We start from the raw sequence: 12,483 nt of genomic DNA on the forward strand, positions 1-12,483 counted from the left end.
AACACGACCGTTAAGCCCTCCAGCGCCGATGGTACTTGGACCGCAGGGTCCTGGGAGAGTAGGACGTCGCCAAGCAAATAAAAGTATGACCTCTACATAAAAAACCGCGATTATCGCGGTTTTTTTGTTTCCAAAAAGATGTGCTTGTCAAAAATGAAGTATGAATCCCATAAGTAAAGACAAGTAAGACAAGAGTAAACCAGTTTTGTTTTTGAAAAAAACATGTTAAACTTTTCTCATAAAAATAAATGTACTTTCTGAGGTGAGTTGAAGTGTTGGAACGTTCTATGGAGAATACAAGGGAATTACACAAAGGAAAGGGAGTGATTTAAAAAAGAAAAGGAGATTATAAATGAGCACTTATCAAACAGTTATTAGTGATGGATTTGAGCTGAAATATGCTATAACAGGTAACGGAAGGCCGATATTGGTGATCGGCAGTAGTGTATATTATCCTCGCTTATTTTCAGACCATTTATATAAAAAGTTTCAGTTTATTTTTCTGGATCATAGAGGATTTGCAAAACCGACTCGAGCTTTAAAACTAGAAGACTATACTTTGGATAAAGTTATTAATGATATAGAAACAGCAAGACAATGCCTTCACCTAAACGAATTTATCATATTAGGACATTCCGGGCATGCCTTTATGGCTTTGGAATATGCTAAACAATACCCGGACTATGTTCAAAAAGTGGTGCTTTTAAATTCAGCACCTACGAACAGCCAGGAAAGACAGCGGCAAAGCGCTTCATTCTTTTATGAAACGGCCAGTCCAGAAAGAAAGGAACGTTTTGAAAAGGACATTGTTTTATTAGAGGAAGATATCAAAAGAGACCATGATGGAAGATTTGTTCACATGTGTATACGAATGGGAGCCCAAAGCTTTTATGATTATGCCTATGATGCGGCTTACACGTGGAATGATGTGTACACGAACATGCCTATCATTGATTATTTATGGGGAGAAGCTTTCGGTAACATGAATTTGATACAATCCCTGGCGGATATCCATAAACCCGTATTTATTGGTTTGGGAAGGTATGATTATTTGGTTGCACCTGTTTCATTATGGGATAGGGTCGATGACACCTACGAGAACGTGAAAAAAGTGATTTTTGAATATAGTGGGCATAACCCGATGTTTGAAGAACCTCATTGTTTTGATCAAACATTAGCCAAATGGATTAATGAAGATCACTAGGATTTTAAACGGTCGATTCCTATTTAATAAGGAGTCGACTTTTTTGATGTTAACAAAGATCATAACTGAGCTTAGGAAAGGCGTATAACATGGAGTTGACGAAACTTGTAATTACGTTTAATAAGGTCATTAGCAATTGACTTCATGCTGCGCCCAAACAGAGCTTATATCGAGTGTTTTCTTCGGATGTCACTGCCATGTTCGGTGAGTTTGTTTGACAGAGAATAAAATTAGTAATACTGTGAATTCTAAATGACACTCCGTCTGTCATTTCCATGACTTAAATTTAATAAGTAAGTTTAAAGAAAGAGGGATAAGATTGTTTTCAAAACGGCAAAAAGAAATACTCTTATACTTAATTAGTTCAAATCATCCTGTTACTGCTGCATGGATTTCTAAAGAATTAAATGTTAGTGATCGAACCATACGTAATGATTTGAAGTATATACAAATTAAGTCTGCTCCAATGGGTCTAAATTTAGAATTGATTAGGGGAAAAGGATACGACATAAAAATTACCGATAAAGATTTGTTTAATCAAAATTTCAATGACTTAACTAATGATAAACTCAGTCATTCTACAATTGACTTTTCTGAACAAGATAACCGAGTTATTTATTTGTTGAGCCGTTTCTTGTTAGAAAATAGATATATAAAATTAGTGACTATTGAAGAAGAAATGTTTGTATCTAAATCTACAATACAAAACGATTTAAAAGAAGTGCGAAAAATACTGGAAAAGTACAACCTGAATTTAGTAAATCGCCCCCACTACGGCTTGTATATAGAGGGTGATGAATTTATGAAACGAACATGTTTATCAAATTATTTATACAAAAGAGAAGAAAACTTCAATCAATCTCATGAGGACTTTCCTTTATTTGATAAAAAGGAATACAAGAAAATTAAAGAAGTAATAATCGAAAAAGTAAACAAATACAAAATTGAAATATCAGATATTTCTTTAGAAAACCTTGCTATTCATTTAATTATTGCTTGTAAGAGAATCGAAGAGGGATTTTTAATTGATAATCTGTCGGTATATTTACAAAAAGACTACCCTTTCGAAGAAATAGTGGCCCATGAAATTGTCAAAGAAATAGAAGACATTACAGGATTGCTATTTCCTGATTCGGAGATCAATTATGTTATTACCCATTTGGTAGGTACTAAATTGCTTCCAAAAGAAAGTTTGTCAGAGTACAGTAAGTTGGATGAAGTCGGATCCATTGTGAGTTGTATTCTGAATAAATTACAGAAAGAATTAAATTGGGATTTCAATCATGACGTTGAATTCATTCAAGCACTCACACTTCACATTAGGCCTGCAATGAACAGACTTAGGTACAAAATGAATATTAGAAACCCCTTATTAAATGAAATTAAAGCAAGTTATCCAGCGGCATTTGAAGGAGCTCTTATAGCCAGCAAGTGTATTAATAATTTTTTGAATTTAGAAGTTGGAGAACATGAGGTAGCTTTTATAGCTTTACACATTGGAGTTGCTTTAGAAAGAATGAAAAATAAAAACAACAAGATAAAAAAAGTGATTATTGTATGTGCTTCAGGTGTCGGAAGCGCAAAATTACTGTATTATCGATTAATTAATTCATTTGAAAATAAGTTACAAATTGTAAATACAATCAGTTATTATAAATTAGCAGAAGCCGATTTATCCTCTATAGATTTTATAATCAGTACAGTTCCGATCAAAGAGGATATAGGGATACCCGTCTATGTAGTAAATACCTTTTTAGATGATAAGGATCTAAATCGAATCAGGAACCTCTTATCCTCTTCAGAACAGCAAAGAGAAGCTCATACTTATCTTGATCCATCCCGGGTGTTTGTGAAAAAAGAATTAACAACAAAGGAAAGCGTTATTCATTTTTTAAGTAGTAAGTTGGTTAAACAAGGTCTTGTACCTGATGATTATGTATCTTTAGTATTAGAAAGGGAGGCATTGGCTCCAACAAGTTTTGGTAATCTAGTAGCCATTCCACATCCGACTCTTCCCGTTACGACAGAAACTTTCTGGACCATATGTACGTTAAAACGCCCAATTCGATGGAATGATAAGCAAATGGTACAGTTGATTTGTTTGTTAAACATTAAAGAAGGAAACAATGTCGATTTAGAAAACATGTATAAGAAACTCGGTTCGCGTATAGAGAATAAGGAGATCGTCCAACGAATTCTTGCCAAAGACTCCGTGGAAGAAATCATGCAGTTACTAAACTGAAACAACAAGGAGCCGTTTTTTACACCACAAACGTTTCCTATTGTTTTTGGAAAAAGGTTCGGTTAAAAAGAAAGCGATTTAATTGTAAACTTAAGTTGTTCAGTAAATGAAGGAATTTAAGGGGGAAAAGATTATGAATACAATTATGTTAGTATGTGCAGCAGGAATGAGTACAAGTTTATTAGTAACGAAAATGCAAAAAACAGCTGAGGAAAAAGGCATAAAAGTAGATATTTTTGCCAAATCGGCTTCTGAAATTGAATTTACTTTGAAAGAGAGAAATGTAGACGTCATATTATTAGGGCCTCAGGTGAAATATTTGAAAAAGCAATTAGAAACTAAATTGGCAGATAAAAATATTTTTATTGAAGCTATTAATATGCAACATTACGGTATGATGAACGGTGAAAAAGTGTTAGAAGATGCATTACAGTTAATAAAAAGCAAATAACAAAGGATTTGAATTAAGAATTTGTTACTAAACAATAAAAGATAAGAGGGGAGAAGTTATGGTAAAAGAAGAATACTATACGGTGGCGTTTAACATTATTAGTAACGTAGGTACAGCTAAAAGCTTAGTAATTGAGGCACTTTATGCGGCAAAAGAAGGAGAATTTCAATTAGCAGAAGGAAAGTTAGAAGAGTCAAAGCAATTTTTTAGAGAAGGACATAGAGCGCATTCTTCATTAGTAAAAAGAGAAGCAAATGGAGAGCAACTTGATTTCTCACTGATATTAATGCATGCAGAAGACCAACTCATGAGTGTAGAAACCATTTCACTGCTTGTTACAGAAATGATCGAGCTATATAAGCGTTCAAAATAGAGATTGTTCAAGCCAAATAGAAGTGGCATCGCTACAAGAAATTACATCTTCGGGAGAGGACACGATGTTATGGGTAAAATAACTGAGTTTTTAGAAGAAAAGGTAATGCCAATTGCAGGCAAAATTGCTGGTCAACGGCATTTACAAGTACTTCGCGATGCAATGGTTCTAACAATCCCATTTATTATTATCGGTTCCGTGTTTCTAATCTTAGCAAATCTGCCAATTCCAGCTTATATAAACTTCTTAAAAGCTCATCCAGATATCAAAGCAACCTTACTTTATCCTTACAATGGTACATTTAATCTGGTCGCATTAATTGCTACCTTTGCTGTCGGATATAGGCTAGCTGAGAGTTATAAAGTGGACCCACTTGCTTCAGGGGCTGTAGCATTATGTTCGTATTTTGTTGTCACGCCTAATACAACTTTTACGGTAGATAAAGTGGTCACAACAGCAATGAATGTTAATTACTTTTCGAGTCAAGGCTTATTCGTAGGATTGCTTATTGCAATATTCTCGACAGAAATTTACCGTAGGGTCGTTCAAAAGAATATTGTTATCAAAATGCCAGATGGAGTTCCGCCCACTGTTGCAAAATCCTTTACAGCAATTATTCCAGGTTTTATTGTCATCGTGAGTGTATGGGTTATACGTTTACTTGTTGAAAACTTTACTCATTTTGAAAACGTTCACAATATCGTCGCAAAACTTCTACAACAACCTTTAACCAATGTTGGTACAAGCCTAGTTGGTACAATCTTTGTATTCTTATTAATCAATTTGTTATGGGCGATTGGGTTACATGGTTCTACAATTGTAGGTTCTGTCATGTTACCTATCTGGTTACAGTTGACATCAGAGAACGCAGCTGCCTACGCAGCAGGATTACCCGTCGATAATATTGTTACGGCAGAATTTAGATATCTTATCTTTATCGGTGGATCCGGTGCAACACTTGGTCTTGTGCTCGCAATGTTTTTCTTTTCTAAGAGTAAACAATTGAAGCAAATGGGACGACTAGCCATTGGACCCGGACTATTTAATATCAATGAACCGTTAATCTTCGGTATGCCAATCGTATTAAACCCAATCATTTTGATTCCGTTTCTTATAACACCAGTTATTAGCGTGTTGATAACCTATCTATCTATGTATTATGGATGGGTAGCGAGCCCCATTGGTGTGTTGCCTCCTGGGACAATGCCAATACTTATAGGCGGATATCTGATGACTGGCAGTGTCTCGGGGATCGTCTTACAGCTTATTTTGTTTGCTGTATCCTTTGTTATTTACTTCCCGTTCTTTAAGATCATGGACAATCAGAAATATAAAGAAGAACAGAAGGCGCTTGCAAGCTAAGATGAGATCATCAATTAAAGCCTGTTAGAGTTTCTTAATGCATTTCTGTTCATAAAAATAATAGTTTGTTGACATAGGATCTATGTACTAATAGGAGGGTTATCATGTTTCAAATGAAAACAAAATTTCCAGAAGATTTTTTGTGGGGTGGAGCAACGGCTGCAAATCAACTAGAAGGAGCAAGTGATGTTGGCGGCAAGGGACTTTCTCTGGCTGATGTATATACGTTTGATGAAAAGATGCCGAAAGAGCAATGGTCAGATCAGTGGCATTTAATGACTCATAAGCAAATAGAAGAAGCTCAAGATCCTGCAAGTAAAAAATATTATCCCAAAAGACATGGGATAGACTTTTATCATCATTATAAAGAAGATATCGCATTATTTGCAGAAATGGGCTTTAAAGCTTATCGCATGTCAATTGCTTGGACTCGTATTTTTCCGAATGGTGATGAGTTAGTACCCAATGAGGAAGGATTGTCGTTTTATGATCGTGTTTTTGATGAACTGAATAAGTATGGAATAGAGCCTGTTGTTTCTTTATCTCATTATGAAATGCCACTACACCTTTCAACAAAGTATGGTGGCTGGGTGAATCGTAAACTAATAGATTTCTTTGTTCGTGTTGCTTCAACTGTATTTGACAGATATAAAAACAAAGTGAAATATTGGATGACTTTTAATGAAATTAACTGTGTGACCCATCACCCATATGTAAGTCTAGGGGTTATTGAGGAAAATCACCCTAATATTGAACAAGCAAAATTTCAAGGCGCTCATCATCAATTTGTAGCAAGTGCTCTTGCAACCAAAGCATGCAAAGAGAGTAATCCTAAAGCAATGGTAGGATGCATGGTTAGTTATCAGTTGCTTGTTCCTTATAGCTGTGATCCAGATGATGTTCAAGCTACAGTAGATAAACAGCGTACCTCATTGTTCTTTACAGATGTTCAGGCAAGAGGCTATTATCCTGCTTACACAGCTAAAATGCTTGCAGAAAAGAATGTAGTACTGGAAACAGAACCCGAAGATGAACAAATTATGAGAGATTATCCGGTTGATTACGTGTCCTTTAGCTACTATATGTCTAGCGCAGTCAGTGCACATCCAGAAAGAATCGAAGGAGCGGTAGGAAATCTACTTACAGGAGGAGTTAAAAATCCTTATTTGCCAACAAGTGATTGGGGATGGCAGGTTGACCCTAAAGGTCTACGAACTGCTTTAAACCAATTGTATGATCTTTATCAAAAACCATTATTTGTTGCTGAAAATGGATATGGCGCTTTAGATGTATTAGAGGAGGGCGATAAAATTGAGGATGATTATCGTATTTCTTATTTAAAAGAACATATTAAACAAGTAAAAGAAGCAATTGCAGATGGTGTAGATGTATTTGGCTACACGAGCTGGGGCTGTATCGATATGATTAGCGCCGGAACTAATCAAATGTCAAAACGCTATGGATATATTTATGTAGATCAGGACGATATGGGCAGAGGTACAAAACGTCGCATAAAGAAAAAATCATTTTATTGGTATAAAAATGTTATTGCTACGAATGGAGAACAATTAGACTAAATTTTTAAAAGGAGAATGGTTACCTATAGGCTTGTCTCATCAGGGGCAGCTTGAGGAAGCATTCTCCTCTTTTTATAAATCGATATGTCAGCGGCTTGGCAAAACGCATGCGCTTCTCACTAGCTCAAATCGTCAATCAGTTCATGTTCGTCACCAATATCCAACTTTAGCGAAATATTGTTATCATAGGTTCCAACGGTAATCTTTTAATTTCAATTAGGACAGCCAGAAAATCAAAAACATATAGAAGATGATAAACAATAAACAAGATTGACAAAATATTAGAAGAAAGATACGATCTCGATTTATCTGATAAAACAAACAATGTAAATAAACTGTTGGGTAATATTACTTCATCCTGGTTGTCTGTGACTTGACGGCTTAACTATGATCTGTATAATAACCGGGAGATCATGTTACATTGATAGTCTAATTCCCGTTTTTTATGCCCTATCAGAAACAACTCTAAGACTCATAGAACTGAACAATTTAGTAAAGCAATGATACGGAGGTCGTTATGAAATACGAAATTATTTTATTTGATGTCGATGATACGCTGTTTGATTTTAAAAAGGCAGAAAGTCATGCGCTACATAATACGTTTACCCAATTTGGATTGCCGCAAGGGGCCACGGAGTATAAATCCAGTTACGATGAAATCAACGGCGCGTTGTGGCGAGAGGCAGAGGAAGGACACATTACCTCAGCGCAACTGCGTGTGGAACGGTTTAAGCGATTATTTACTGTTTATGATCTAGACTTCAATCCAGATGCCTTTAGTGCTGCATATTTACGTTATTTGGGTGAAGGTGCTTTTTTGATGGACGGAGCGGTTGAATTATGTGATATGCTGTCTGATTGTCGTTTGGCGATCATTACGAATGGAATCAAAGAGGTGCAAACCTCCAGAATTCAGCTTTCACCGCTGCGTGATGTATTTGAGCAGGTAATTATTTCAGAGGAAGTGGGTTGCCAAAAGCCACAAGCTGGTATTTTCGATTATGCATTTACTAAGCTAGCCATTTCAGATAAAAGTAAGGTTCTCATGGTCGGTGATTCTTTGACCTCGGATATTCAAGGAGGGAACCAATACGGAATCGATACCTGCTGGTTCAACCCTGCTGGGAAAACAAACGTGTCTGGCATTCAACCCACTTATGAAATAAAAAGCCTGATGGAGTTATCGAATCGTGTACTTTCAAAGCGTCTCGTACTGAAACGTACATCGGCTGAAATTAGATGAATAATGTCGAAATCAGAAGGCCGGAAATTAAGGACATCGAAAAGATAAATGAATTGTTTAGAATTGTGATTATAGACACGTTTACTAAAGAAGGCATTGGTCATATGCTGGAAGACATAGATGAGGAAATTGAGACTAAGAGGGTATATTTGGAACGTGACTTTGAGAGTCACGGTGAACAACGATACTTCTTAATCGCTGTAGATGGGAATCATATAATAGGTTCTATTGAATATGGACCAGTAAGTGAACTAATAAGTAAATCTACCAATGCTACATTTAAAAATTTGTGCGAGGTAGGAACTGTACTTGTTCACCCTGACTACAGATAGTAGATATCGTATTGCGCAGAAAATATGGAAAAAGAAATTTGGAACTCCTGATTATTTATTAAAAGATTATTGGGGAGCAGGCTCTGATCATATGATATGGAGAATCAAAGTCAAGGATGCTATTAAATGATCAATTGCTTGGCAATCTCTTGTGTGTCTTTAATCTACAAGGACCAAAGTTATAAAACAAGGCAGGCCGGAAAATCGGCCTGCCTTGTTTTAATTTTTTTATCGTCACTGGCTGGTCCATGATTAGCAGGAGACAGCTTTAAGGCGGAAGGTAGAGCTGGCGAAATCTCCAGTGAGATCGGAGACCACAAGCCCAATTCTCATTAGGCGGTCACCTCCGAAAATTTCTCCATCAAATGCTACGCGGAAGGGGGAACCGTCATCTTCCACTAAGGTATTACCCGTATGGACTGCAGTGTTGCCCGTCGCTCCGTGTTCGATTATATACTTTTTATCTGGGTCAAGTCCTTTTAGAGTTAGTCGCCGGATGGGCCCATTCGGTTCAGCTAGTACACGGAAGTAAGCGACAAAAGCTTCGGACTGGTCCTCGCTAACGAACATCCAGGCCGTGTCGCCTCGGCCCTCAAATGGACTAAGGAGTCGATACATATCTCCTTGCTGTACAAGGGAACGAATTTCCTTATACTGGGCGATTTGTTTGGCAGCGAGCTCCTTTTCTTCATTTGTAAAGGCAGTTAGGTCAAGTTCGTAGCCAAAATTCCCGCTCATTGCCACGTCGCCGCGTATAGCGAGGGAGGTGATTCGCCCCACCTGGTGATTCGGTACATTCGATACGTGTGCGCCCATGGTACTGGCCGGATACACGATGCTTGTGCCATACTGGATAGCCAATCTTTCAATGGCATCAGTATCGTCACTGGTCCATGTCTGCGGCATATAGTAGAGCATTCCTGGATCGAATCGTCCACCGCCTCCGGAACAGCTTTCGAACAAGATGTCCGGGAACTGGGAAGTCAGACGTTCCAGAAGATCGTAAAGTCCGAGCATATAACGGTGCGCAGTTTCCTTTTGTCGCTCGCTAGGAGCTGTAGCCGAAGCAATCTCCGTCATATTACGGTTCATGTCCCACTTGACATAAGTAATCGGAGCGATCGAGAATACGGAGCTAAGCGTCTCGTACAAGTAGTCGCATACTTCCTTGCGGGAGAGATCGAGCACCAGTTGGGATCGGCCTTCCGTCCGCCGCCGACCTTCCGCATGCAGGCACCAGTCGGGATGGTTACGATACAATTCACTATCAGGTGATACCATTTCCGGCTCAACCCACAAGCCAAACTGTAATCCTTGTTCATTAACCCGTTTGGCCAGGTCGGCAAGGCCGCCAGGCAGCTTTCGGCGATCTTCAAACCAGTCCCCAAGCGAATTGTCGTCGTTGTCGCGCTTACCAAACCAACCATCATCTAGAACAAAGAGCTCAATTCCAAGGGGGCCTGCTTCCTTGGCAATTGCTTCGATTTTATCGGCGTCGAAGTCGAAATACGTGGCTTCCCAATTGTTCACGAGAATAGGACGCTCTTTGTCACGGTAAGTCCCCCGGCACAGGCGTGTGCGATAGAGTCGGTGATAGGTGCGTGACATGCCCCCAAGACCTTCTTCGGAAAAGACCAATACGGCTTCAGGAGTCTGGAATGACTGACCCGGCTCAAGCCGCCAGGAGAAGTCAAAGGGATTGATTCCGATACTTACACGAGTCTGATTGAACTGCTCTACTTCCGCCTGTGCGACGAAGTTGCTGCTGTAGATTAGACTGAAACCGTACACATCCCCACGGTCTTCAGTCGCATCAGGACGAAGCAATGCCAGAAATGGATTCATTTGGTGACTGCTGGAACCCCTTCGGCTCTCGAGTCGAAGGGAGCCGGGTCCGAGATCGCGTCGTTGGATATGTCTTTCCCGAACCCAGGCTCCAGGTAAGTAGAGAGCTTGGTAGTTGGAATCGGCGAAGTCGACTGAGGCGCTCATGGCGTGTTCAATATTCATGGTAGCGCTTCCCTTTTGTTCAAAAAGAGTAGACCTCGCAATGGCACTGTGATTCGCAAATACAGTATAGAGCAGTGTAGTCTTAAGCCCAGAGTATGGATCTTCAAGGATCAAAAAGAGGGTTGTGGCTTCATCATCCGATTCGGTATAGACGGAAGGAAGTCCCTCGAGCTTTGGTTTACCCGGTTCAATACGGTAACCACTATATTTCAGCTCCGTAGTCCGAGTCCCGTCCGCAAGTGCAACCTGGTAAGCTGGTTGACGAAAGTCGCTTGTTCCATACTGGGGGTATTCCTGTGGAAGCGTGTCCAAAGAAATTGTACGGCTGGAAGAAACGGGAGTGGGAGAGAAGGAGCAACGCTCCCTAAGCTCCAATATACTTGCGAGACTTTGGTCATGATGAAGTTGAGCTCCCCAATAGACATGTGCGGGATATCCTTCTACAAGCTGGATAATATAGCTGCAATCCTTGGACTGCAAATGAAACAAACCAAGCGCCTCGTTAACATGAATGTTCATGATATTCACTCCTTAGGGGGTTATCATTATTGTTTTACGTAAGGATACTGATCAATGACAATAAGACTCTCAAGTACTGATTTTAGCCTTTTTTGCATGAACTCTCCCGAATGACAAGCTTAGTCCCGATCACGCTATACGCAGGTGGTTCACGCCCCTCAAACCGTTCAGAGAGCAGTTGCACGGCAGCCTTTCCCATCTGTTCAGGATAGGCACGGACGGTGGTTAGCGGAGGCTGCACGAAGGCTGCCATCTCAATGTCGTCGAAGCCGACAACAGCCATATCCTCTGGTACCTTGACTCCATGTCCATGAAGGGCGCGGAGGGCACCAATAGCGAGCGGATCGCTTGCAGCGAAGCAGGCCGTCGGTCGTTCCTGTTGGGTTAGAAGCTCGTTCATCATGAGATAACCATCCGCGGTACTCCAGGCACCTATACGGACGAATTGAGGATTGTACAACCCCTGTTCCCGCATGAATCGTTCAAAATAATGCGCTCTTCGCTCACCGTCGCTCTTACCGCCGATAAATCCGATTTGTCGGTGGCCAAGCTCAAGTAGATGTCCGAGTGCCTGATCAACAGCTTGCCGGAAATGAAGTCGTACAGAATCATACTCCAGCTGTTCATGGTACTGGTCGACAAGGACAATGGTGTTCTTGTCAGGATGAAGTTTGAATACCTCTTCAGGATCAACGCCGCCCACAACAATCAGACCGTCCGCCTTCTGCAGGGTGCCGATGGATGAGCGGCCTCGCAAGGTCTGGCCCAACGTCAGTCCAAGCTCTTCACAGCGCAGTTCGATTCCACGGCGGATCGAGGCGTAATACGGATCGTCTCTTTCCTCCTCAATAGAACACCATAGCAGGAGGGAGACGGTTTTCCCGGCACGTTCCGTATTCTGCTTTAATTGCCTCAGCCGGGTAGGCTTATACCCGAGTTGCTCGGCAACCAAAAAAATTCTGCTTTTGGTGTCTGGGCTTACGGACAGTGACAGATCGTTATTTAAAACCCTTGAAACGGTTGCGGCAGACACACCCGCTTCGCGGGCAATGTCTTTAATGGTTGCCAAAAGAGCTCACACCTTTTTAGTTAATAATTTTACTAAAAATCGACTTTATCCTAACACATCTTTAAAGCACTTTCAAGATGGACGGTTGAATTTTTTTAACA

9 protein-coding genes, 1 rRNA gene and 1 pseudogene are annotated in these 12,483 nt (G+C 39.9%); 9 read left to right on the forward strand and 2 right to left on the reverse strand.

Translation table 11 applies throughout. The features are described from left to right. The 9 genes and pseudogenes from rrf to NLX82_RS24645 all read left to right on the forward strand — a co-directional run. Nucleotides 1–75, forward strand: a 5S ribosomal RNA gene (gene rrf / locus NLX82_RS27975); the annotation flags it as partial. 277 nt (nt 76–352) lie between these two features. Further along, the gene (locus tag NLX82_RS24610; RefSeq protein ID WP_068940542.1) at nt 353–1,204 is read left to right on the forward strand and encodes an alpha/beta fold hydrolase; all 852 of its coding nucleotides are present in this window, start codon (nt 353–355) and stop codon (nt 1,202–1,204) included. 319 nt (nt 1,205–1,523) lie between these two features. Then, complete coding sequence (locus NLX82_RS24615) at nt 1,524–3,446, forward strand: BglG family transcription antiterminator (protein WP_254349207.1); 1,923 nt, start codon at nt 1,524–1,526, stop codon at nt 3,444–3,446. A 133-nt stretch (nt 3,447–3,579) separates the two neighbouring features. Beyond that, nucleotides 3,580–3,897: a PTS sugar transporter subunit IIB gene (locus NLX82_RS24620; protein ID WP_023988560.1), complete on the forward strand. Its 318-nt coding sequence runs from the start codon at nt 3,580–3,582 to the stop codon at nt 3,895–3,897. Nucleotides 3,898–3,955: 58 nt separating this feature from the next. Next, on the forward strand, nt 3,956–4,270 hold the full coding sequence (locus NLX82_RS24625; RefSeq protein ID WP_023988561.1) for a PTS sugar transporter subunit IIA: 315 nt from the start codon (nt 3,956–3,958) through the stop codon (nt 4,268–4,270). A 69-nt stretch (nt 4,271–4,339) separates the two neighbouring features. After that, nucleotides 4,340–5,632, forward strand: coding sequence for a PTS cellobiose transporter subunit IIC (celB, locus tag NLX82_RS24630; protein ID WP_075154195.1), 1,293 nt, complete (start codon nt 4,340–4,342; stop codon nt 5,630–5,632). A 104-nt stretch (nt 5,633–5,736) separates the two neighbouring features. Beyond that, the gene (locus NLX82_RS24635) at nt 5,737–7,209 is read left to right on the forward strand and encodes a glycoside hydrolase family 1 protein (RefSeq protein ID WP_196773805.1); all 1,473 of its coding nucleotides are present in this window, start codon (nt 5,737–5,739) and stop codon (nt 7,207–7,209) included. Nucleotides 7,210–7,726: 517 nt separating this feature from the next. Next, nucleotides 7,727–8,452, forward strand: a complete 726-nt coding sequence (locus tag NLX82_RS24640) for a YjjG family noncanonical pyrimidine nucleotidase (protein WP_068938441.1) — start codon at nt 7,727–7,729, stop codon at nt 8,450–8,452. Continuing rightward, nucleotides 8,449–8,914 (forward strand): annotated as a pseudogene (locus tag NLX82_RS24645) (GNAT family N-acetyltransferase). The gene NLX82_RS24640 and the pseudogene NLX82_RS24645 overlap by 4 nt, the downstream one beginning before the upstream one ends. 122 nt (nt 8,915–9,036) lie before the next feature. Here NLX82_RS24645 and NLX82_RS24650 read toward each other — a convergent pair. Continuing rightward, nucleotides 9,037–11,313, reverse strand: coding sequence for an alpha-galactosidase (locus NLX82_RS24650; RefSeq protein ID WP_068938440.1), 2,277 nt, complete (start codon nt 11,311–11,313; stop codon nt 9,037–9,039). An 82-nt stretch (nt 11,314–11,395) separates the two neighbouring features. Further along, nucleotides 11,396–12,382, reverse strand: a complete 987-nt coding sequence (locus NLX82_RS24655; RefSeq protein WP_025723649.1) for a LacI family DNA-binding transcriptional regulator — start codon at nt 12,380–12,382, stop codon at nt 11,396–11,398. Nucleotides 12,383–12,483: the final 101 nt, after the last annotated feature.

This window comes from Paenibacillus sp. A3M_27_13 (genome assembly GCF_024213315.1).
GTDB lineage: Bacteria > Bacillota > Bacilli > Paenibacillales > Paenibacillaceae > Paenibacillus > Paenibacillus polymyxa_B.

Bases quoted from the DNA above. Each gene is read 5' to 3' on its own strand.
- celB (WP_075154195.1), top strand. From the start codon at position 4,340: ATGGGTAAAATAACTGAGTTTTTAGAAGAAAAGGTAATGCCAATTGCA.
- NLX82_RS24640 (WP_068938441.1), top strand. From the start codon at position 7,727: ATGAAATACGAAATTATTTTATTTGATGTCGATGATACGCTGTTTGAT.
- NLX82_RS24620 (WP_023988560.1), top strand. From the start codon at position 3,580: ATGAATACAATTATGTTAGTATGTGCAGCAGGAATGAGTACAAGTTTA.
- NLX82_RS24610 (WP_068940542.1), top strand. From the start codon at position 353: ATGAGCACTTATCAAACAGTTATTAGTGATGGATTTGAGCTGAAATAT.
- NLX82_RS24650 (WP_068938440.1), bottom strand. From the start codon at position 11,313: ATGAACATTCATGTTAACGAGGCGCTTGGTTTGTTTCATTTGCAGTCC.
- NLX82_RS24625 (WP_023988561.1), top strand. From the start codon at position 3,956: ATGGTAAAAGAAGAATACTATACGGTGGCGTTTAACATTATTAGTAAC.
- NLX82_RS24635 (WP_196773805.1), top strand. From the start codon at position 5,737: ATGTTTCAAATGAAAACAAAATTTCCAGAAGATTTTTTGTGGGGTGGA.